Consider the following 21,035-nt stretch of genomic DNA (forward strand, 5'->3'; position numbering starts at 1 on the left):
TGCTCACGAGAGAACGGGAGTAGGCCATCGATGGCACCTCGTAAGCAGTCGGCAGACACCGCCGACGACCAACAGGGTTCGTCGGGACGGGCGGGACCGCGCGGCGCCGACGCCGGCCAGGATCTGCGACTGCTGGTCCGCGCCGCGACGATGTACCACCTCGAAGGCCTGACACAGGCGGAGATCGCCGCCCGCCTCGGAGTCTCCCGACCCACGGCCGGCCGCCTGGTCGCCCGCGCCCGTGCGCAGGGACTGGTCCACGTCTCGGTCTCGGCACCGCCGCATCTGTCCTCGTCGATCCACACCGAGCTCGAGCGGGCGGTCGAGGAGACTTTCGGTCTCGACGAGGTGCTGGTCATCGACGAGATCGCCGACGGATCGACCACCGGCAACGCTGCGCTGGGGCGGGCCGGCGCATCGGTGCTGACCCGACGCATCCAGGCCGCGGACACCTTCGGATTCACCTGGGGGCCCGAGCAGGTCGCCGTCGCCGACGCGATGGGCGCCGCCGCCTCGTGCCAGCGCGTCGTCCAGATGGACGGCTCGATGACCTCGGTGGAGTACCACACGGGCGTCGACCATGCCCTCTCACGCTTCTCCGAACGCCTGCACGCCCGGCCTCTGCGACTGGTCGCACCGCTCTACGTCGATCCCGAGACGGTCACCGCCGTCAACCGCGATTCGATTCTGTCGCAATCGCTCTCGGCCGCCCGTGGTGCGCAGGTCATGCTCTTCGGAGTCGGTTCGGTCTCGACCTCGACCACCCTGTTCGAAGGCGCCTTCATCGACGCGATCGTGCTCGACGAACTCGTCGAACTGGGCGCGGTCGGCGAGATCGGCGGCCGGTTCTACGACGCAGACGGACAGGCGGTGGCATCGAGCCTCGTCGACCGGACGGTGTCGGTCTCCCTCGATGCGGTCCGGGCCTGCCCCACCTCGATCCTGGTCTCCGGTGGTGAGCACCGGCGGGAATCCATCCTCGGTGCTCTCCGCGGTGGTTACGCCACCATCTTGGTCACCGACGTCCCCACGGCGGAATGGCTTGTGTTGCAAGAGAAAGGTGAACAATGAAGTTCTCCCGACCCCGGATGCTCGGCGCCCTGGTGGCGACCGTGGCGCTGGTGATGACCGGCTGCTCCGGCGCCGGCTCCCTCACCGGCGGAGGCGGGCGCGAGATCACCGTAGCGATGGTCTCCAACTCCCAGATGCAGGACGCGGTCGCGCTGTCCGACCAGTTCGAAGAGCAGAACCCCGGCGTCTCGGTGAAGTTCGTGACGCTCTCGGAGAACGAGGCGCGCGCCAAGATCACCGCGTCGGTCGCCACCGGCGGTGGCGAGTTCGACGTCGTGATGATCAGCAACTACGAGACCCCGATGTGGGGTGAGTACGGCTGGCTGGTCAATCTCAGTCCCTACATGGACGCCGATCCCGACTACGACGCCGACGACTTCATCCCGACGCTGAAAACCGCGCTGTCACACGATGGGTCGATGTACTCGGCGCCGTTCTACGGCGAGTCGTCGTTCCTGATGTACAACAAGAAGCTCTTCGAGCAGGCCGGGGTCTCCCTCCCGCCGAATCCGACCTGGCCCGAGGTGGCCGAGGTCGCGAAGAAGCTCGACAACGACCGCACCGCGGGGATCTGCCTGCGTGGCAAGCCCGGCTGGGGTGAGGTGCTCGCTCCGCTCAACACCGTCATCAACGCCTTCGGTGGCCGCTGGTACGACGAGGAGTGGAACGCGCAACTCGACAGCCCGGAAGTCGAAGCGGCCGTACAGTTCTACGTCGACACCGTCCGCAACCACGGTGAGGCCGGCGCGTCGTCGTCGGGCTTCCAGGAATGCGGAAATCTCCTGTCCCAGGGCCAGGTTGCCATGTGGTACGACGCCACGTCGGCGGTCTCGGTCCTCGAGAGTCCGGAGACCTCGTCGATCGCCGGCGACGTCGGCTATCTGCCCGCACCGAGCATGGCCAAGCAGGACAACGGTTGGCTCTACACCTGGTCGCTCGGTATCCCGTCGAGCAGCAAGCACCCGGACGAGGCGTGGTCGTTCATCCGCTGGATGACGAGCAAGAGCTACATCGAATACGTGTCGGAGAAGCTCGGCCCCAGCCACGTTCCGCCGGGCAGCCGACTGTCGACCTACGAACTGCCCGCGTACAAGGAACTCGCGAAGCCGTTCGCCGAGCAGACGTTGACCTCGATGCAGTCCGCCGACCAGCTGAAGCCGACGCTTCAGCCGGTGCCCTACACCGGGGTGCAGTTCCTCGCGATCCCTGAATTCCAGGATCTCGGTACCCGTGTCAGCCAACAGATCTCGGCGGCCATCGCCGGACAGATCAGCGTCAAGGACGCGTTGGCCCAGTCCCAGGAGTATGCCGAGGTCGTCGGCAAGTCCTACCAGAGGGAGCAGTGATCATGGCCACCGCAGTCTCGACGCGCTCGCCCGAGGAATCCTCGCCCGAGCAGACACCACTGACGTCATCCCGCGACCGCATCTCGCGGGCGGAGGGGTGGCGCCGGCGCGGACCCCTGCTGCCGGCCCTGATCTTCATGATCGTGGTCACGCAGGTCCCGTTCGTGTTCACCCTGTACTACTCGACCCAGTCGTGGAACCTCGTCCGTCCCGACTCCCGGGCGTTCGTCGGCCTCGACAACTACGTCGCGGTCTTCGGTGACAGCCAGTTCTGGCGGGTCACCGTCAACACGATCCTGCTGATCGTCGGCACCGTGCTGATCTCGGTGATCCTCGGCCTGATCTTCGCCCTCCTACTGGACCGGAAGTTCCTGGGACGCGGCGTCGTTCGGACCCTGCTGATCACCCCGTTCCTGGTGACCCCGGTGGCAGCGGCACTGCTGTGGAAGACCAGCCTGTTGTCGCCGACCAACGGCCTGGTCAACTGGATGCTGAGCCCGCTCGGCATCAAGGTCGACTGGCTCTCGGAGTTCCCGCTGATGAGCGTCATGGCCGAACTGGTCTGGCAGTGGACGCCGTTCATGATGCTGCTGATCCTCGCCGGACTGCAGTCGATGCCCCGCGACGTCCAGGAGGCCGCCCGCGTCGACGGTGCGACGAGCTTCCGGCTGTTCCGTGAGCTGACGCTGCCGCACCTGCGGCGGTTCATCGAACTGGGCGCCGTCCTCGGCGCGATCTACCTGGTCAACACCTTCGACGCGGTCTACATGATGACCTCGGGTGGCCCGGGGGTCTCGAGCTCCAACCTCTCGTACTACATCTACCAACGCGCCTTCCTCGGCTTCGACATCGGTCAGGCCGCCGCGATGGGTGTCGTGACGGTGGTCGGCACGATCGTGGTCGCCACGCTGGCGCTGCGTCTGATCTTCAAATCATTCTCCGGAACAGAGGAGCCGGCCTGATGAGCACCGACATCCGCCCCGACCGCACCGCAGCGGAACCCGCAGGACAGCAGTCCGGCAACGAGATCCGACGACGCCGCAATCCCCGACAGGGTCTGCTGACCGCGGTCACCTGGATCATCGCGATCGGATTCTTCTTCCCCGTCCTGTGGATGGTCCTGACCGCGTTCAAGCAGGAGAGCGACGCGGCCACCAACCCGCCGACCTTCTTCTTCGAGCCGACGCTGCAACAGTTCCGCGACGTCTTCGACGCGGGAATCGCGACACCGCTGCTCAATTCGCTGTTCGCGACGATCGTCTCGACCATCCTGGTGCTGCTGCTCGGCGTACCCGCCGCTTTCGCCCTGTCGCTGCGACCGGTGCGGAAGACCAAGGACGCCCTGTTCTTCTTCATCAGCACCAAGATGCTGCCGATCGTCGCGGCGATCATCCCGCTGTACGTGATCGTCGGCGAGATCGGCATGCTCGACAACATCTGGACGCTGGTGATCCTCTACACCGCGATGAATCTCCCGATCGCCGTGTGGATGATGAGGTCCTTCTTCCTCGAGGTGCCCGGCGAACTGCTCGAGGCCGCCAGCATCGACGGCGCCAGCCTCTGGACGTCGGTGCGGGAGGTCATCCTCCCGCTGATCTCGCCCGGGATCGCCGCCACCGCCCTGATCTGCGTGATCTTCTCGTGGAACGAATTCTTCTTCGCCGTCAACATGACCGCGGTCAACGCACAGACGATGCCGGTGTTCCTGACCGGTTTCATGTCCGGACAGGGGCTCTACTGGGCGCAGCTGTCCGCCGCGTCGGTCCTGGCCGCACTGCCGGTCGTCATCTGCGGCTGGATCGCCCAGAACAAGCTGGTCCGCGGACTCTCGTTCGGCGCCATCAAGTGACCGCCGCCCACGCCTACCGACTCGAAAACCTCTGAGAGAGAACCGGAGAACATCATGGCTTCCATCACCTACGACAAGGCCTGCTGCGTCTACCCGGGCGCGGACAAGCTGGCCGTCGACTCCCTCGACCTCGACATCAATGACGGCGAGTTCGTCGTCCTCGTCGGACCGTCGGGTTCGGGCAAGTCCACCGCACTGCGCATGCTCGCCGGTCTCGAGGAGATCGACTCCGGGCAGATCCGCATCGGCGGCGACAACATGGTCGGCGTCGCACCCAAGGACCGCGACATCGCCATGGTCTTCCAGAACTATGCGCTCTACCCGAACAAGACCGTCGGGGAGAACATGGGATTCGCGCTGAAGATGCGCGGGGTACCCACCGAGGAACGCAAGCGCAAGGTCGCTGAGGCCGCCAAGCTGCTCGACCTGACCGACTTCCTCGACCGCAAGCCGGCCAAGCTGTCCGGCGGCCAGCGGCAGCGTGTGGCCATGGGACGCGCCATCGTCCGTGAACCGCAGGTCTTCTGCATGGACGAGCCGCTGTCCAACCTCGACGCCAAGTTGCGCGTCCAGACCCGCACCCAGATCGCCGCATTGCAGCGTCGACTCGGCACCACCACGGTCTATGTCACCCACGACCAGGTCGAGGCAATGACCATGGGCGACCGCGTCGCGGTCCTCAAGAACGGTCAGCTGCAGCAGTTCTCGACCCCTACCGACTTGTACGACAAGCCGGTCAACGCGTTCGTCGCCGGGTTCATCGGCTCCCCCGGGATGAATCTTTTCACCGCACCCGTCGTCGACGGCGCGATCACGGTCTCGGGCGGCACGGTGGACATCGACGCCGAATCCGAGTCGGCGCTGCGTCGTTCCGGTCTCGACTCGGTGATCGTCGGCATCCGTCCCGAACACTTGGCACTCGCCGACGGTGGTAGCGGGCTCGACGCCGAGGTCGCGCTGCTCGAGGAACTCGGCAGCGAGACCTACATCTACGCCAACCTCGCCGATCAGTCGGTGCGGAACCTGGACGGCGAGCCGATGGTCATGGTCGCACGGTCCGCCGAGCGGTCACCGGCCAAGCGCGGCGAGGGCATCCGACTGCGTCAGGCCGACAAGGCAGTTCACCTCTTCGACCCGTCGACCGGCGACCGGCTGGTGTGACCGCGCGTCGGGCAGGTACGCCGACCGTGTGCTCGGTCCTCGGAGTCAGATGACCTCGAGGGCCGCGGCACACTTTCGTTGAAAGTGACGCAGAAGAGCTTCGTTGTCAGGGAGCAATACTCCGTGTGGGACGACTCCGGCCTCGACGCCCACCTGGACGCGTTCGAACACTTCCCAGTCCTCCTTCATGATCTGTTCGATCTCGGTGATGGTCGAGTCGACGCGTGCCTCGTCCCAGTCCTCGGGGAAGAAGAAGTGATTGCGCTGCAGCGTTTCACCGGGTCCGATCGGGACATAGGTGTAGGTGTAGAAGTAGTCGTTGCCTCGGCCGGAAACCATGAAGTTGGGCCAGATGTAGGACAGGTGAAAGTCCACCCACCGGCCGTCACTGCTATCCGCATCGACCGGCGGGGAAATGTGGGCGAAGCAGTCTTCGAACTGGTGGACCTCGTAATTGTCTGCATCGACGTGGTATTCGCTGCGGAAGCTCGGATGGACTGTCGCACAGTGGTAACACTCTGTGTTGTTGTCCAGTGTGATCTTCCAGTTGCACTTGATGAGGTGCTCACGGGACGCTCGAACAGGATGCCGGTTCAGGTCGAACCCGTTGTCTTCCGCCAGTGAGACCAAGCCCTTGATCTGGTCCAGCAAGGGGTCGGCCTGCGGGTCGAGATTGACGAAGATCAGTGGGCCCCAGGTCTCGACACGTGCCGACCGCAAGGCGATCTGAGAAGGCTCGAAACACGCCTCTCGTTCGGCTCGGGGCGCCACCTTGAGTTGGCCGTCCAGGTCGAAAGTCCAGCCGTGGTACTGGCATTGCAGCATTCGACGCTTGCCCTCGCCGAGCGCTACAGGGTGTCCTCGGTGCGGGCAGATGTTGATGTAAGCCGCCAGTGAATGATCTGCCTTACGCACAACCATGACCGGGACTCCCCCGACGTTGGCGGTGATGTATGACCCTGATTGTTCCAGCTGGCCGCTGTAGCCGACGTATTGCCATTGCCTGCGAAAGATTGCCTTCTGCTCGCGGGTGAAGACGTCAGTGTTCGTATACCACTCAGCGGGTAATGTCCACGCGCGATTGATGGCCTCAGCGGGGCTTACCTGCTCGAGTGGCGTCAGATTGTGTGTCATCGTCGCTCCTGTTCAGCCCAAGGGGGGTGTTTCGACGTAGAACAACGTGGCTGGAGCAGTCCCGTTGTTCCGGATGCGGAAGCGGCCTTCCGTCGGGAAGAACACGGTGTCACCGGCCCGAAACGGGATTCCGGCACCGCCGGCCCCTGTCTCGAGGACCAGTTCGCCTTGGATCAGATAGAAGATCTCGTCAACCGGGCCGATATGGTGGTAATCACCGGACAGTGGCTTCTGACTTTCGGTCGACCACCAGGCGCTGACATCGCCGGGGTTCATCCAGCTTATGCCCGCCATGAGTTTCGATCCATGGTCGGCGTGGGTGATGGTGCGCGCCAGCGTCATTCGTACACCATTGGTTTCACGTGTGGAGACGGGACACCCGTCGATGGGGACCACGATGGGGTTGGTCATTGTGTTTCCTCGCTAACTTGATGGCTGAGTGGTCAGAGGTCAAGAGTCAGTTCGTTGCCTACGCATCGAGATACGCAGATCATCATGCAGTCGTTGGCTGCTCGTTCGGCCTCGTCGAGGACGTGGTCGCGGTGGTCGAGATCGCCCGCCAGCACTGGAATTTCACATGAAGAGCAGATGCCTTCCTGGCATGAGAAGTCCACTGATACCCCCGCGTCGCGTACCACGTCCAGAATGCTTCGGTGAGCAGGTACGTGTAATCGCTTGCCGCTGCGCTGCAGGATCACGTCGAACGGACGGTCGGTGCTCTGGACATCCGCAGACTGCTTCGGATCCGCAGCGAATCTCTCGACAGCCAGATCCCAGGGAGCATCGTGGGCCAACTTCTCGAGGTCGGACAGCAGAGGTGCTGGCCCACATGCATAGACACTTCCCCCCCGCAACGACGCCGTGAGGACTTCGAGATCTGCCCGTCCGTGTATGTCGGCTACGTGGGATCGGCTATCACGCGGCAGCAGGCTGGTGACATCGATGAGACGGTCGGCGCTGCGCACCAGATGAATCAGATTCCACGCGAGGCCTTTTCGATCAGCTTCCTGAGCAAGACCGATGAGGGGCGTGATCCCGATCCCCCCTGCTATGAAGAGGTACTCGGTGGCGTCCTTGAGCGGAAAGTTGTTCCTCACAGCACGGACTTCCAGGACATCCCCGAGCTGGAGGTCGTGCATCGCAGCAGAGCCACCGCGCCCGTTTGCCTCTCTCAGCACAGCTATCTGCCAATTTTCTCTGCCGCTCGGCAGGCCGATCAGCGAGTAGTGCCGCACGAGGTGACAGGAGCCGTCCGTGTCCGGAAGTGCGATCTCGATGTGTGCCCCGGCGGTCCACGAAGGGAGTTCCCGGTCACCAGCGGGAGCAAGCTCCAGCCAGACGACGTCTGTTGCGGCGAGATGCCGGCTGACGACCGTGACCGTCAGGCCCGGTGTCGCCAGGACGCGTTCGGATACCGGCGAAACTGACACGGTGACTCCCTTCGTGGCGTGGTGTACTAAGCGGTGCGGATCGCTTCGATGACGGCCTTCATCCAGAGGCCCATGTCGGCCGGCACACGGGAAGTGATCAGGTTGCCGTCGGTGACCACCGGCTCGTCGACGAACTCGACGCCTGCATTGACCATGTCGTCTTTGATTGCAGATACCGCAGTGGCCTTGCGACCCTTGACGATTCCGGCGGAGATGGCGACCCAGCCGCCGTGACAAACGGTCGCGACCGGCTTGTTGGCCGCGTTGATCTCGCGCACCAGCTCCAGCGCCTTCGGGTAGCGTCGAACGAGATCTGGGGCGAAGCCGCCGGGGATCACGACAGCGTCGAAGGAGCCGGCCCCCAGTGCGTCGTAGGAGGTATCCGCCGGGAACGGGCTCATGTGATTCTTACCGGTCAACGCCGCCCCATCCGGAGAGGCGACTGTCACCTCGGCACCCTCTTCCCGAAGTCGGTACACCGCGTAGATCAGCTCGGACTCCTCGAAGTAGTTCGCTGTCAGGACGAGCACCTTCTTGTTGGCCAAGGACATTCCGTTCCCTACTTTCTGTGTATGTGTTCATCGTGGAACTGATCGAGTGTTCACTAGGAGTGTACACACAAGAACCCGGACATCGCAGCGAAACTTGCTGAAATCGGCCAACTTTCGAGATCGGTGCATCATCGGACGGTAGGGATCGGCCGGCAGGGGGCGACAACTCGATCGGGCAAATCGACGAGCACGGGGGTATGGCGATCGCCGAATCGAGCAAGATCGCCCGAGCGGCTGAGCACGACGTCTCACTTGCGCCCGAAGCGCACGTGAGGAACACCTAGAATTGCGCCATGATCGAGATACCGGGGGAAGAAGGGGCACCTCAGGCGCAGACCTTGGGGGATCGGCTGCGTTTGGCGCGAAATCAACGTGGCATGAGTGTCCGAAAGCTGGCGGCCGAACTCGGGTGTTCGCCCAGCCATGTGTCCCAGTTCGAGCGGGGGATCTCGGAGCCGTCGATAAGCCTGCTCACCGCATTGGTCGACGTGCTCGACGTGACGATGGATTCACTGTTCCCGAAGCAGGACGAACCCATGGCCACCCCAGCTCCTGACACGACTGGCAACCTCGTCCGACGATCCCACCGTCGGCCCGAGATCAAGATCGGTGACGGAGTCCGGTCGCAAGTGCTGCTTCCGGTTGAGGAAGATGGAATCGACTTCTGTGAGTACGTATATGACCCTGGAGCGGGATCTCTGTCCGCGACTGGGACACTGAGCCATCCGGGACGCGAATACGGGGTGATCACCGAGGGGGCCATCGATGTCGAGTTCGACGACGAGGTCATCACCCTCCGTGAGGGGGACTCGATCGCCTTCGATTCGGCCAGACCGCATCGCTTCCATAACCGCTCGTCGGCGCCCGCCCGAATGATCTGGTTCTCCTCCAGCAAGCTCTAACTCTCTTGGATGAGGCCCTGGTACTCCGTCCATTCGAGTCCCAGTTCGAGTGCAGCGGCGGTACGCACGAGACGCAAGACATAACTCCGTTGGAAGCGGGCCCGACTGCTGGTCAAGCGAAGGCCGAGACCGCTGACCAGGGCGGTCAACCGATCTGCACTTGCCTGGGGGTCAACACAGTTCATCACTTCGGATTTCTGGCCTTCTCGTAGCAGATCGCACACCATCTCCGTCCATGCCTTGTCGAGGCTCTCGGCTGTTGTGGCCATGTCGGCATTGCGCAGACTCGACCCCCACATGTCGATCCACAACATCCATGACCAGTCCTCACTGGTTATCGGCAGAGCCAGGCGCAGCAGTCGGTCCAGTCGTTGCGCGACCGTCCCTGAACCGTCGACGATTTGTCGTGCGCTCTCAATGTCCTCGTCTGCGGCGGTACGCAGCATTTCGGCGAGTAGGGCTTCCTTCGACTCGAAGTGATAGTGCGTCAACCCTTGGCTGCCACCTGCTTCTTCGGCGATATCCGAAATCCGGGTTTGATCCAGACCTCGTCGGAGGACGACCCTGCGGGCTGCCTTCAACAATTGCGCCCGACGGATGGCTGAGTTCTTTGCTCGCGGTGGCCTCCGTTCGCCGGGTGCCGACCGCTGAACTGAATGGTTGTTCATTCAATTAATACCTTTCACCGATCAGGCGATTGTGCGCCGTAAACTCCGACTGTGCAACACCTTCCGCGTAAGAAGTGGCGACTCTGCGTTCGAATGGCGCCCCGTACCGTGTTTAGACAGAGCGAACACTTCACTGAATATCCATTCAGGGAAGATTGAAATGTAAACAGTTCGTGGCGCTGGGTGGGCGTGATATCGGAGCGTTGCGTGGTGTCAAACCGGCTGGTACGCAGACGATTACAAGAATCGTCGAAGGTCCGGAAATTCGTCCGAAGTTACATAGGCGGCGTGCAGATTAACAGTGGCGTAACACTCGGGATGCGCGGCGCTTGACAGTGTGTTCATCGTGACTGAACATCTCTCGCATGGCATTTACGCCATTCCTTCACCCTCCAATCCACGCGTACGGCTGGAGATAAATGACTAACAACAACGTGATCGACGACAGTCCGCTGACGAACTTTCACAAACGGCTTCTCGTCCAATCTGCCGGCGGCCCGTTTCTCGATGGTTGGCTGCTGAGCATCATCGGCATCGCCCTCGTCGGGATGCAGAACGAGCTTGATCTGTCCACGACCGACACGAGTCTGGCCGGCGCGGCCGCGCTGATCGGAATCTTCTTCGGAGGATTGGCCTTTGGCCGCTTGACGGATCGTATCGGCCGTCAGTTGATGTACACCGTCGACCTGTGCGTTCTCGTCGGCGCATCGGCGCTCAGCGTCTTCGCCGACAGTGCCTGGCAAATCATCGCCCTGCGCTTCATCATCGGTGTCGCAATCGGCGCGGACTACCCTATCGCGACGGCTCTGCTCACTGAGTGGCTCCCGGCTCGATACCGCGGCGCCCTCGTTGGATCTCTGATCGCCTTCTGGTGTCTGGGAGCCACGATCGCCCTCTTCCTCGGCTGGGGACTCGTCGCCTGGTTCGGCGATGACGCCTGGCGACTCATCCTGGGCAGCAGCCTGATCCCGGGGCTCATCATCTTGGTCCTGCGAATCGGAACTCCCGAATCACCACGATGGTTGATGTCGAAGGGGCGCAACGAAGAAGCGCAACAAGTCGTTCGTCGGGTCTACGGCCAGGATGCCGACGTGTCTTCTCTGGTCGATGTCGAGACGGCGACCGATTCGGTACGGTATCGCGAACTCTTCCGCGGCGAGTACGGCAGGAGGGTGTTCTTCTGCGGGGCATTCTTCGTCGCTGCCATCACACCCGTATTCGCCATGTACAGCTTCGGCCCTCAGATCCTGTCGCAAGTCGGGATGGCCGAGGGGAACATGAGCAACCTGGGCTCCGCGTTGATCAGCCTGCTCTTCCTCATCGGATGCATCCCTGCGCTGTGGTGGACCGAATCGTTGGGACGCCGGCCCCTACTCATCTGGTCTTTCGTCGGCATGTTGATCCCGCTTGTCGCGCTGGGAGTCCTACCTCAGGCGGGTTGGTTCGTCCTGCTCTGTTTTGCAATCTATGCGCTGGCGTCGGGTGGGCCGAACATTCTGGAATGGTCGTATCCCAACGAGCTTTTCCCCACTGCGATCCGCGCAACTGCCATGGGGTTGATCACCGCGATCAGCCGCATCGGCGCCGCGGTGGGGACGTTCTTGATTCCCATCGGACTCGAATCGTGGGGAGTGAAGAACATCATGCTCGCGGCAGCGGCACTGACCTTGTTCGGCCTGGTGGTCTCGGTGCTGATGGCCCCGGAGACCAAAGGCATGTCGTTGACCGAGGCCAGCGGTGAGGGAACACCGGTTCGCTCAAAGGCCAAGTTGAGCTGACATCGCCCAGGTGGCGGACGGGTTCGGAGGCAACGAGTTACGGGCCGACGATGCCACGTACGCGCCGCTTGCCTCCGGACCGTGATCGCTCGGGCTTTCCGGATGGGGCAATCCACATCTGATCGATGACCTGGTCATCGCACCCGCACCATCACCATTCAACATCACAAGAAGGAACCACCATGACAATCACCGAAGTGATCGACAACAGGACTCAGGCGCCGCAGATGCCGCGCTACGCTGAGACGTTCGCCGACGCACTGCCGGACGACGCGAAGATCGCCGCTGTGCGGGCCGATCTCGAACAGGCAGGAGTAAAGTACGTACTCGCGTGCTGGATCGACCTGTTCGGGATTCCGAAGACCAAACCTGTGCCGATGAGTGATTTCGAGGCATTGTGTAAAGGCAAAGGCCCGCAATTCGCGGTGCACTCCATCTCGTTCGTTCCCGATCTCACATCAGCAGACTCCGACCAGGTGTTGGTTCCCGATCTCGACGCGGTGTACGTGTGTCCGTGGGATACGACCACCGCGATCATCTTCTCCGACCTCTTCTGGGAGGACAAGCCCTACAACGTCTGCCCGCGGCAGGCTCTGAAGCGCGCCATCTACGAAGCGGCGCAGCAGGGTTACAGCGGTTATGCCGGCATCGAACCGGAGTTCATCGTGATGCGATGGGACGAGGATGGTCAACCGGTGAAGGCGTTCGACAACGATCCGCAACAAGTCGGCGGTTTGCGTCCACGACGCCAGGCGTTCGGTTACGACGTGGAACATTCACTGGACTCCATGCCCTTCCTCAAAGACATGATGGACATGCTCGAGACATTGAACTGGGGTCTGCACGATGTGGTCGCCGAAGGCGCATATTCACAGTTCGAGCTCGATTTTCACTACACGGATCTGTTGCAGATGGCAGACCGGCTCGTGTTCCTGCGTATTGCCCTCAAGGAGGTCGCCAAGCGCCACGGCATGTTCGTGACGTTCATGCCAAAGCCGACGACCGGCGACTGGCGGTCGGGTGCACACATCAACTTCTCCCTGCGATCGACAGCCGACCCTTCGCGGAACCTGTTCGAAGACAGCGCAGGAGGATGGAGCGACGAGGCCCGGTATGCAGTCGGCGGCCTGCTCTCGCACGCCGAGGCACTCACGGCCATCACATGCCCGACGGTCAACTCCTACAACGGGCTGGTACCGCGGGTCGGCGGTTTCGAAGGCGGCACGGTTACGTGGGCCCCCACCAACATCACCTACGGGCACAACAATCGTGCTGCGCAGTTCCGCCTGCCCCAGAGTCGGTTCTGTATCGAGAATCGAGCGGCAGATATGTGTATGAACGTGTATCTGTCGCTGGCATGCACACTTGCCGCCAGCGTCGACGGGATCGTCCGCAACGCTGAACCGGGTGACCCCACCGATCGGGATCTTTACTCCATGACGACGGAAGAGACGGAAGCGGCCGGCATTCGCCGTCTGCCCCGCAACTTGCTGGAGGCGATCGGTCACCTGCGGCAGGACACCTTGCTCGCAAACGTCCTGGGGCCGGCGATGCTTGACTCATACATCGCCTACAAGCTCGATGAGTGGGAGCGCTATCACCAGGCTGTCACCGATTGGGAAGTCAACGAGTATCTCCGGCTCTACTGACGGTCACTCCCTGAGCAGCCGAGGCCACCATCTTCTCGTGTGATGTCGGTCGCGTACGAGGTTATTCCGAAGCAATGTATTGGAGCAAATCGTTGTCGTCCGTTGACTATTCGTCATTCGAGCTCGGTGATGTTCGGCTGCTCTCGGGTGAGACACTGTGCGAGGCGCAACTCGCGTACAAGACCTACGGCCAGTTGAATGCGGCGCGCGACAACGTCGTCGTGTTGCCCACCTTTTTCACCGGAACTCACCGGCGCAACGAGGGCTTCTTCGGCCCTGGTAGAGCGATCGACCCCGCACGCCACTTCGTGGTGTCGATCAACATGTTTGGCAACGGGCTGTCCAGCTCCCCGAGTCGCGCCCAACCGGCGCAACGGGGAGCTGGATTCCCCGGGGTGACCCTCTATGACAACGTGCGATGCCAGTATCGACTGCTGTTCGACCACCTGGGGGTCCGGCGGCTCGCTCTCGTGGCCGGTTGGTCGATGGCCGGTTGCCAGGCATACCACTGGGCCGCAATGTATCCCGAACTTGTCGATGCAATCGTGCCGGTCTGCGCCTCGGCCAAGACGTCCACCAACAACCTCGTGTTCCTCGAGGGTGTGAAGGCGGCGTTGCTCGCCGACCGATATTGGGATGTGGAGGACAGTCGATCGGCGCCTATGCGCGGACTGAAGGCATTCGCGCGGGTGTACGCCGGGTGGGCATACTCCCCGGCCTTCTTTCGTGAAGGCCATTATCGCGAACTGGGCTATGGATCGATCGAGGACCTGCTGGTCGACTGGGAAAACGATCATGTCCAGAACTGGAACGCCCACGATCTACTCGCCAAGATCTGGAGTTGGCAGCACAGCGACGTCAGTGCGAATCCGGACTTCGAGGGCGACTTTCGGTCAGCACTACGGGCAATCACCGCAAGGGCTGTCGTCATCCCGTGCATGCAAGACCGATACTTCTCTCCAGAAGACAACCGAATGGAAGTCGACGAGATGCCGAACGCCGAGCTTCGCCCTTATGACTCGCCATTCGGGCATTGCGTGGCCAACCCCGGCAATGATGCAGGGTTCGAAGCGTTCTTGGATGCGGCAATCAGCGATGTACTGCGGCCAAGCGACTAGGAATGCGCCCTGGACGCGGGGTGTCTTCGGATAGCTTCTCGGGGCACCACCGCACCCACCGGTCGTCTCAGGCCAGCAGCCGCCACAACCCGATCAGACCGACCACGACGATCACCCCGCGCAGTGCGCGGGGTGAGAGTCGTCGTCCATATCGAGCCCCGATGACGCCGCCGAGGAGTGAGCCGACGGCGATGAGTGCTGCGGCCGCCCAGTTGATCCGGTCGAAGGCGACGAGGGTGTAGGTGACGGCCGCGACGACGTTCACCACGAGGGACAGCAGGTTCTTGGCGGCGTTCATCCGCTGCAGGTGGTCAGGGACGACGACGCCAAGGACCGCCATGAGCATGATCCCCTGAGCGGCGGTGAAGTAGCCGCCGTAGATGCCGACCGCGAACGTGCCGGCCACCATCGCGGCGATGCGCGGGGGAGTCAGGCGCGGTGTGCCCAGGTTCGTCGGCGCGGTGGGCCGGCGGCCGACCCACTTCTGGATCCACGGCTGCGCCACCACGAGGATCAGGGCAGCCACCAGCAGGACCGGCACGACCGCCTCGAACACCGTCTCCGGTAGGTGCAAGAGCAGCCAGCAGCCGACGATCGCGCCCAGGAACGACGCCGGCATCTGCCACCGCAGCTGCGGCCACTGCCCTTCGAGTTCACGCCGGTAACCCCAGGTTCCGGACACCCCGCCGGCGACGAGGCCGATGGCGTTGGAGATGGTCGCACTCACCGGAGGGACGCCGAACGCGACGAGCGTCGGGAACGTGATCAGTGTGCCGCTACCGACGACCGCGTTGATCGCGCCCGCGCCGACACCGGCCAGCAGGACGGCGAACAGTTCCCATGTGCTCACGACTTCCGAGGGTGCCCGGTGCGTCGGGCGGAATGGTCACCGGGGGTGGCCCCGCCGGGAAAACGCCCGGAAGAACGCCCCTGAAAACCACCCCTGGAAACGGCCCCCGAAACAGACCCGGCAGAGGACCGCCGTTGACATGGTGTCGTCGGCGCCGCTGCTGAGGGCGTATTTCGGGGGTGCTTTTCAGCTGGGACGGGCAGGTGGTTTCGATACGGCTCGTCGCAGGCTCCGCGCCTACTCAACCAGCGGCAGTCGGGGCGTCGTCCTTCTTCTTCCGCTTCGGGATGAAGTGCAGGATCGCGACGAGGATCGCGCCGACGAGCAGGCCGACGACCGCGGACAGGACGGTACCGGCCGTCCAGGACAGGACGCCGCCGAAGCCGCCGTGCACCAGTTCGCCGAACCAGTGCTCGACGTGGTGGAGCTGATCGGCGGGCCAGTGGAAGCCTGCCTCACCCACGTTGACGATGAGGATGTGCCCGCCGACCCACAGCATCGCGGCGATGCCGACCACGGTCAGGGTCGACATGATCTTGGGCATCGCGGTGACCAGCCCGCGGCCGATCTTCTGACTGAACGTCGACTCCCGTTGTGCGAGCGCGAGGCCGACGTCGTCCATCTTCACGATGATCGCGACCACGCCGTAGACGAGCGCAGTGATGAGAAAGGCGACGACGATGAGGACGAACAGTCGGGTCCAGAACGGCTCGTTCTCGACCGAGGACAGCGAGATCACCATGATCTCGGCCGAGAGGATGAGGTCGGTGCGGATCGCGCCGCTGACTATGTGCTTCTCGAACTCGGGGTCGCCCTTCCGGGAACCGGAATCCTCCTCGTGATGACCGCCGGTGATCGCCTCGTAGACCTTCTCCGCGCCTTCATAGGAGAGGAACAGACCGCCGGCGATCAACAGATACGGCAGGGCCTGCGGCAGGAACTGACTGAGGATCATCGCGACGGGCAGGATGATCAGCAGCTTGTTGCAGATCGAGCCGATCGCGATCTTGCGGACGATCGGCAGCTCACGGTCGGGGGTGAACCCGTCGACGTAGCGAGGTGTCACCGCGGTGTCGTCGACGACGACGCCCGCAGCCTTCACGCTCGCCTTGCCGGCCGCGGCGCCGATGTCGTCGAGTGACGCGGCGGCGGCACGGGTGAGTGTCGCGATGTCGTCGAGCAGAGCGACGAGACCACTGGCCACGGGAACCTCCGGGTTCGGTGAGGGGCTGCATGCTCGATGAGCGTCGGTCATCGAACAGTATGCCGAAACGACCGACGGGGTCGGTCATCCGTACGCCTGGAGCGGCGGAATGTCCGGATTGCGTCCGCCCATGTGGCGGATTTCCCTGTTGGGTGCTGGTTCACCTGCGCAAACAGGCTCGCCGACCGGCGAAATCAAGCAGCCACCGGCGGGTATCCGGTGCGACACGGAGGCGGTGTCGAATGGCGTACAGGTCGTGGGAGACCACGACGACCATTCTTCGTCGACGCCGAGGAGATCTGATGAACGCCATCGAGAACGCCATCGATGCCCTGCGCGCGGGCCGCCCGGTTCTGGTGACCGACGCTGCCGACCGCGAGAACGAGGGCGATGTCATCCTGGCTGCCGACCGGGTAAACACCGAGTGGACCGCCTGGACCGTGCGCAACACCTCCGGCCTGCTGTGCGCCCCGATGACCGGCGAGCGTGCCGACATGCTCGAACTGCCGTCGATGGTCACCCACAACGAGGACCCCAAGGCGACCGCGTACACGGTGACCGTCGACGCGGCCGAAGGGGTCACGACGGGCATCTCCGCCGCCGACCGCGCGCTCACGCTCCGCATGCTGGCCGGTGCCGCATCCGGCCCCCGGGACTTCACCCGGCCCGGGCACGTTCTACCCCTCCGTGCCCGGCCGGGTGGGGTTCTCGAACGTCCCGGGCACACCGAGGCGGCCGTCGACCTGTGCACGCTCGCCGACGTCGCGCCGGTCGGCGTGATCGCCGAACTCGTCGCCGACGACGGATCGATGATGCGGTACCCGCAGGTCGCCGCGATGGGCTCGCGCATGGGCCTTCCGGTGCTGACCATCGAGGAGCTGGTCAACTACCGCCGCATTCACGACGCGGACCGCTGGTCGGTGGCACCCCGGGTGCGCCGCGGCGCGGAGACTGTCCTGCCGACCCCGACCGGTGAACTCCGCGCGATCGGCTATCGCGACACCGAGACCGGCGCCGAACACATCGCGCTCGTGAGCACCGGGATGTCCGGGAACGGCCTCGACCAACGTGCCCCGCTGGTACGGGTCCACTCCGAATGCCTGACCGGAGAGGCGTTCTCGTCGCAGCGGTGCGAGTGTGGACCGCAACTCGACGCGGCGATCGAACGCATCAGCTACGACGGCGGGATCGTGGTCTACCTGCGCGGCCACGAGGGCCGGGGAATCGGGCTGCTCAAGAAGTTGGCCGCCTACCGGTTGCAAGACCAGGGGCTCGACACCGTCGAGGCCAACCTCGAACTCGACGAACCGGTCGACGGACGTGAATACGGCGCCGCCGCAGCGATCCTCACCGACCTCGGGATCGACCGGGCGCGCGTCATGACCAACAACCCCGACAAGGTCCGAGGGCTGACCGACTGCGGGATCGAGGTCACCCAGCGCGTCCCGCTGATCGTGGGCGTGATGCCGGCCAACGTCCGCTACCTCGACGCCAAGCGGCAGCGCCTCGGACACCTGCTGGGCACCGCATCGGGCAGCGGGTTCGACGCCGGCCACACCGGTGACTTCTCCGTGGGGTCGCGCGCGAACTAGCTTCCCTTGACCTCGCGGGCCACCGTCGATGTGGACATCAGACGCACGCGGTCCGCCCGGAAGAGGTCGAAGGAGTACTCGAACGGGATGCCGGCCTCGTCGCGCGAGACCCGGGTGATGACGAGAAGCGGACTTCGGATGCCGATCTCGAGCCAGGCGGCCTCGCGGCCGCTGGCGGTTCCGACCTCGATGGTCTCCGTGGTCTCGGCGGCGTTGAGTCCGTAGCTCGCGCGCAGTAGTTCGTAGAGCGATCCGTCCAGCGGGTGTGCCGGCAGGTCGGGCACCAGGTCGACGGGAAAGCAGGCCAGGTCCACCGACAGCGGCGCGCTGTCAGCGAGGCGGACCCGTCGAATCGCGAACACCTCTGCAGTGTCGGTGATCTCGAGAGCGCGAGCCTCGATCGGAGTTGCCGGCCGACGTTCCACCCCGACCACCCGCGTCGCGCTGGCATGACCGGACTCCGCCAGCAACTGGGGGAGTCCGGACGACTCGGCGGCTTGCCGTTCGACGACGTCGGCCCGGATGAACGTGCCTCCGCCGCGGCCGGTTCGGCGTTCCAGGACGCCCGCTCGGCTGAGGGGGAGCAGTGCGCTGCGCAGCGTCGATCTCGACACCGAGAACATCTCGGCCATGTCGCGTTCGGTGCCGAGACGGGCGCCGGGTGCCAGCGTGCCCTGGGCGAGCATCGCGAGGATGCGTCGCCGGACATCCTCGGCGACCGGTCCGCCGGTGGTCTCACGCATGACCGGGGCGTCGCGACGCCGTCAGGCCGGGATCGCGTCCGGTGACTCGGGAAGCACCTGGCCGCCGTCGACGGCGATTGCCTGTCCGGTGATGTAACCGGCCTCCCGGGTGGCGAGGAATGCGGCGAGATGACCGATGTCCTCGGGGGTGCCGAGGGCCTTCATCGGGATGGCCCGGGTCATTCCCGCGATGTAGTCCTCGCCCATCTCGACGAGCCCCTCGGTCAGGACGTTTCCGGGCAAGATCGCGTTGACGGTGATCCCCTGGCCGGCGAGTTCGATTGCAGCCGTGCGCATGAACCCCAGTTGGGCGGCCTTCGACGCGCCGTAGTGCGACCAGTTCGGGAAGCCGGTGATCGGCCCGGTGATCGACGAGGTGATGATGACCCGGCCGCTACCCGACTCGGCGAGTGCGGGCAGGCAGGCCTGCACGGTGAACACCGTGCCCTTCACGTTCACGTCGAGAACCTTGCTCAGTTGACCGTCGGTCATCGTCGCCAGCGACGCCTCGGGGAAGATGCCGGCGTTCGCGCAGACGACGTCGATCGAGCCGAAGGTCTCCTGGACGTTCCTTGCCATCTCGTTGCACGATGCCTGGTCGCTGACATCGGTCAGGACACCGATGATCTTGCCGTCGCCCAGGGTGTCGAGTTCGGCGATCGCCGAGTCCATTTCGGCTGCCGAGCGCGCGGCGATCGCGACGTCGGCGCCCGCCCGCGCGAACACCCCGGCGATTCCGCGTCCGATCCCCTTGGTGCCGCCGGTCACGATCACCGATCGGTCGGCCAGGCTGAACATGGTCATGGTGCTCCTCTGATGTGCATGGTGGGGCGGTGAACGTCAGGCGTCAGGCTGCGGATGTCCGCGTGATGACCCGTTGCAACCACGACGGGTCGTCAAGGTAGCGGCGTGCGAGAGATGCAGTGCCGGAGACGAAGTCGTCGGCGATGCCCAAGACGGCGTCGGCGTCGGAGTGGGATGCCACCCACGCGGTCAGGTGGATGCGGCGCAGCAGCACGAAGGTCGGGATCATCGCGAGATGGTCGTCCGGCAGCGGTCGGACCGTGGTGTACCCGCGCAGCCAGGCATCGATCAGGTCCTCGGTCCCGGGTTCGTGCTCGACCCAGGAGACCGCCGACCCGAGATCGGCGAGGTGCCAAGACCATCCGCAGTCGTCGAAGTCGATGACCGTGATCGCCGGGAGGTCCGCGTGCGGATCGACCATCAGGTTGGCCAGTCGTAGGTCGGCGTGGACGAGGCCGAATCGATCGGGCCCGCTGCCGAATTCGGTGAGCCGATCGGTGATGACCCGGACCGCGCGGTCGATGTCCGCACAGTCCTCGGGGGACAGTCCGGGCGCTTCGCGCCATTGCCCCCACCTGGCCTCCGGACCGAGCATGGTCTCGACGTCCCAGGTGAACCGGACGAAGTCGGCAGGTGCCGACCATCTGGAACTGTGCTCGTGCAGGTGTGCGGTGATCGCACCGATCGTCGCGAAATCGACTACGTCAGAGTCCTCTTCGGCGGTGCACCCGGGCACGACCGTGACGGCATCGACGAGCAGCGTGCGGCCGTGCACGGTCACCTCGACGACCTCGGCGCCGTCGACTGCGGCGACCGGGGTGGGAGTGGACACGGGCGTCTCGGCTCCCAGTGCGGCCATCCACCGCAGTTCGGAGCGGATGGCCTCGACCGAGTGATAACCGGGACGGTGCACCCGCACAACGAGCCGGCGGGTGTGGTCTTCGGCGAGATAGGTGGCGTTCTCCGACAGACTCAGCAGGCGCAGCGTCGCGGACGGGTCGAAGCCGTAGAGGGGCAACGCCTTCTCCGCGAATGCGCGATGGTCTGGGGGTAGTCCGGGCACCGGAACAGTGTCACCCGGAAACCGGACCGGGAGCAGACCAAAAGGCGATGTTTAACGCGGCCGTAGCGATCACGGGTCGGCCGAAACGCGGTGGAAACAATCGGGTGCGGTCCGCTGGTGGA

20 protein-coding genes are annotated in these 21,035 nt (G+C 64.1%); 10 read left to right on the forward strand and 10 right to left on the reverse strand.

Annotated features, from left to right (window positions below):
• The first annotated feature begins 30 nt into the window (after positions 1-30).
• The 5 genes from LQD00_RS09375 to LQD00_RS09395 are packed head-to-tail and all read left to right on the forward strand — an operon-like array spanning position 31 to position 5,427.
• Entirely contained in the window at positions 31-1,071 is a 1,041-nt protein-coding gene (locus tag LQD00_RS09375; RefSeq protein ID WP_232716866.1) for a sugar-binding transcriptional regulator, read from the forward strand.
• Entirely contained in the window at positions 1,068-2,417 is a 1,350-nt protein-coding gene (locus LQD00_RS09380; protein ID WP_232716867.1) for an ABC transporter substrate-binding protein, read from the forward strand. Before LQD00_RS09375 ends, LQD00_RS09380 begins: the two co-directional genes overlap by 4 nt.
• A gap of 2 nt (positions 2,418-2,419) precedes the next feature.
• Positions 2,420-3,379 (forward strand): carbohydrate ABC transporter permease, encoded by a 960-nt coding sequence (locus LQD00_RS09385; RefSeq protein ID WP_232716868.1) that lies wholly within the window; start codon positions 2,420-2,422, stop codon positions 3,377-3,379.
• Complete coding sequence (locus tag LQD00_RS09390; RefSeq protein WP_232716869.1) at positions 3,379-4,266, forward strand: carbohydrate ABC transporter permease; 888 nt, start codon at positions 3,379-3,381, stop codon at positions 4,264-4,266. Before LQD00_RS09385 ends, LQD00_RS09390 begins: the two co-directional genes overlap by 1 nt.
• A 54-nt stretch (positions 4,267-4,320) precedes the next feature.
• Entirely contained in the window at positions 4,321-5,427 is a 1,107-nt protein-coding gene (locus LQD00_RS09395; RefSeq protein WP_232716870.1) for an ABC transporter ATP-binding protein, read from the forward strand.
• A 45-nt stretch (positions 5,428-5,472) separates the two neighbouring features.
• On the opposite strand, the gene LQD00_RS09400 is transcribed toward LQD00_RS09395, so the two are convergent.
• From LQD00_RS09400 to LQD00_RS09415, 4 genes are read right to left on the reverse strand one after another with little or no spacing between them, the layout of a single operon-like run.
• Positions 5,473-6,561, reverse strand: coding sequence for an aromatic ring-hydroxylating oxygenase subunit alpha (locus LQD00_RS09400; RefSeq protein ID WP_232716871.1), 1,089 nt, complete (start codon positions 6,559-6,561; stop codon positions 5,473-5,475).
• A gap of 12 nt (positions 6,562-6,573) precedes the next feature.
• Positions 6,574-6,972: a cupin domain-containing protein gene (locus LQD00_RS09405; protein WP_232716872.1), complete on the reverse strand. Its 399-nt coding sequence runs from the start codon at positions 6,970-6,972 to the stop codon at positions 6,574-6,576.
• A 32-nt stretch (positions 6,973-7,004) separates the two neighbouring features.
• Positions 7,005-7,991: a PDR/VanB family oxidoreductase gene (locus LQD00_RS09410; protein WP_232716873.1), complete on the reverse strand. Its 987-nt coding sequence runs from the start codon at positions 7,989-7,991 to the stop codon at positions 7,005-7,007.
• A 26-nt stretch (positions 7,992-8,017) separates the two neighbouring features.
• Positions 8,018-8,542 (reverse strand): type 1 glutamine amidotransferase domain-containing protein, encoded by a 525-nt coding sequence (locus LQD00_RS09415; RefSeq protein WP_232716874.1) that lies wholly within the window; start codon positions 8,540-8,542, stop codon positions 8,018-8,020.
• A 293-nt stretch (positions 8,543-8,835) separates the two neighbouring features.
• Here LQD00_RS09415 and LQD00_RS09420 point away from each other — a divergent pair, with 293 nt between their 5' ends.
• Positions 8,836-9,444 (forward strand): helix-turn-helix domain-containing protein, encoded by a 609-nt coding sequence (locus LQD00_RS09420; RefSeq protein ID WP_269784822.1) that lies wholly within the window; start codon positions 8,836-8,838, stop codon positions 9,442-9,444.
• Here the strand turns inward: LQD00_RS09420 and LQD00_RS09425 are convergent.
• Positions 9,441-10,112, reverse strand: a complete 672-nt coding sequence (locus LQD00_RS09425) for a TetR/AcrR family transcriptional regulator (RefSeq protein ID WP_232716876.1) — start codon at positions 10,110-10,112, stop codon at positions 9,441-9,443. The two genes, LQD00_RS09420 and LQD00_RS09425, sit on opposite strands and share 4 nt — an antisense overlap.
• A gap of 419 nt (positions 10,113-10,531) precedes the next feature.
• On the opposite strand from LQD00_RS09425, the gene LQD00_RS09430 reads away from it, so the two are divergent.
• From LQD00_RS09430 to LQD00_RS09440, 3 genes are all read left to right on the forward strand, one after another.
• Positions 10,532-11,890 carry an MFS transporter gene (locus LQD00_RS09430; RefSeq protein ID WP_232716877.1) on the forward strand — a complete coding sequence of 453 codons (1,359 nt, stop codon included), beginning with the start codon at positions 10,532-10,534 and terminating at the stop codon, positions 11,888-11,890.
• A 182-nt stretch (positions 11,891-12,072) separates the two neighbouring features.
• Positions 12,073-13,539 (forward strand): glutamine synthetase family protein, encoded by a 1,467-nt coding sequence (locus tag LQD00_RS09435; protein WP_232716878.1) that lies wholly within the window; start codon positions 12,073-12,075, stop codon positions 13,537-13,539.
• A 74-nt stretch (positions 13,540-13,613) separates the two neighbouring features.
• Positions 13,614-14,657, forward strand: coding sequence for an alpha/beta fold hydrolase (locus LQD00_RS09440; RefSeq protein ID WP_232716879.1), 1,044 nt, complete (start codon positions 13,614-13,616; stop codon positions 14,655-14,657).
• Positions 14,658-14,724: 67 nt separating this feature from the next.
• On the opposite strand, the gene LQD00_RS09445 is transcribed toward LQD00_RS09440, so the two are convergent.
• Positions 14,725-15,507 (reverse strand): sulfite exporter TauE/SafE family protein, encoded by a 783-nt coding sequence (locus LQD00_RS09445; RefSeq protein ID WP_232716880.1) that lies wholly within the window; start codon positions 15,505-15,507, stop codon positions 14,725-14,727.
• A 241-nt stretch (positions 15,508-15,748) separates the two neighbouring features.
• Positions 15,749-16,711, reverse strand: a complete 963-nt coding sequence (locus LQD00_RS09450; RefSeq protein WP_232716881.1) for a DUF808 domain-containing protein — start codon at positions 16,709-16,711, stop codon at positions 15,749-15,751.
• Between the two features lie 302 nt (positions 16,712-17,013).
• Here LQD00_RS09450 and ribB point away from each other — a divergent pair, with 302 nt between their 5' ends.
• Complete coding sequence (gene ribB, locus LQD00_RS09455) at positions 17,014-18,303, forward strand: 3,4-dihydroxy-2-butanone-4-phosphate synthase (RefSeq protein WP_232716882.1); 1,290 nt, start codon at positions 17,014-17,016, stop codon at positions 18,301-18,303.
• Here ribB and LQD00_RS09460 read toward each other — a convergent pair.
• Genes LQD00_RS09460 through LQD00_RS09470 form a run of 3 tightly spaced genes read right to left on the reverse strand, consistent with a single transcriptional unit; the run spans position 18,300 to position 20,913 of the window.
• Positions 18,300-19,046 (reverse strand): GntR family transcriptional regulator, encoded by a 747-nt coding sequence (locus LQD00_RS09460; protein ID WP_232716883.1) that lies wholly within the window; start codon positions 19,044-19,046, stop codon positions 18,300-18,302. The genes ribB and LQD00_RS09460 overlap by 4 nt on opposite strands.
• A 21-nt stretch (positions 19,047-19,067) precedes the next feature.
• Entirely contained in the window at positions 19,068-19,844 is a 777-nt protein-coding gene (gene fabG / locus LQD00_RS09465; protein WP_232717099.1) for a 3-oxoacyl-ACP reductase FabG, read from the reverse strand.
• A gap of 49 nt (positions 19,845-19,893) precedes the next feature.
• Entirely contained in the window at positions 19,894-20,913 is a 1,020-nt protein-coding gene (locus tag LQD00_RS09470) for a phosphotransferase enzyme family protein (protein ID WP_232716884.1), read from the reverse strand.
• Positions 20,914-21,035: the final 122 nt, after the last annotated feature.

It is taken from the genome of Gordonia metallireducens (assembly GCF_021245825.1).
GTDB classification, from domain to species: Bacteria; Actinomycetota; Actinomycetes; order Mycobacteriales; family Mycobacteriaceae; genus Gordonia; species Gordonia namibiensis.

Excerpts from the sequence above, each read along its gene's own strand:
- LQD00_RS09375 (WP_232716866.1), top strand. The coding sequence starts at position 31 with ATGGCACCTCGTAAGCAGTCGGCAGACACCGCCGACGACCAACAGGGT.
- LQD00_RS09380 (WP_232716867.1), top strand. The coding sequence starts at position 1,068 with ATGAAGTTCTCCCGACCCCGGATGCTCGGCGCCCTGGTGGCGACCGTG.
- LQD00_RS09385 (WP_232716868.1), top strand. The coding sequence starts at position 2,420 with ATGGCCACCGCAGTCTCGACGCGCTCGCCCGAGGAATCCTCGCCCGAG.
- LQD00_RS09390 (WP_232716869.1), top strand. The coding sequence starts at position 3,379 with ATGAGCACCGACATCCGCCCCGACCGCACCGCAGCGGAACCCGCAGGA.
- LQD00_RS09395 (WP_232716870.1), top strand. The coding sequence starts at position 4,321 with ATGGCTTCCATCACCTACGACAAGGCCTGCTGCGTCTACCCGGGCGCG.
- LQD00_RS09400 (WP_232716871.1), bottom strand. The coding sequence starts at position 6,561 with ATGACACACAATCTGACGCCACTCGAGCAGGTAAGCCCCGCTGAGGCC.
- LQD00_RS09405 (WP_232716872.1), bottom strand. The coding sequence starts at position 6,972 with ATGACCAACCCCATCGTGGTCCCCATCGACGGGTGTCCCGTCTCCACA.
- LQD00_RS09415 (WP_232716874.1), bottom strand. The coding sequence starts at position 8,542 with ATGTCCTTGGCCAACAAGAAGGTGCTCGTCCTGACAGCGAACTACTTC.
- LQD00_RS09420 (WP_269784822.1), top strand. The coding sequence starts at position 8,836 with ATGATCGAGATACCGGGGGAAGAAGGGGCACCTCAGGCGCAGACCTTG.
- LQD00_RS09425 (WP_232716876.1), bottom strand. The coding sequence starts at position 10,112 with ATGAACAACCATTCAGTTCAGCGGTCGGCACCCGGCGAACGGAGGCCA.
- LQD00_RS09430 (WP_232716877.1), top strand. The coding sequence starts at position 10,532 with ATGACTAACAACAACGTGATCGACGACAGTCCGCTGACGAACTTTCAC.
- LQD00_RS09435 (WP_232716878.1), top strand. The coding sequence starts at position 12,073 with ATGACAATCACCGAAGTGATCGACAACAGGACTCAGGCGCCGCAGATG.
- LQD00_RS09440 (WP_232716879.1), top strand. The coding sequence starts at position 13,614 with ATGTATTGGAGCAAATCGTTGTCGTCCGTTGACTATTCGTCATTCGAG.
- ribB (WP_232716882.1), top strand. The coding sequence starts at position 17,014 with ATGAACGCCATCGAGAACGCCATCGATGCCCTGCGCGCGGGCCGCCCG.
- LQD00_RS09460 (WP_232716883.1), bottom strand. The coding sequence starts at position 19,046 with ATGCGTGAGACCACCGGCGGACCGGTCGCCGAGGATGTCCGGCGACGC.
- fabG (WP_232717099.1), bottom strand. The coding sequence starts at position 19,844 with ATGTTCAGCCTGGCCGACCGATCGGTGATCGTGACCGGCGGCACCAAG.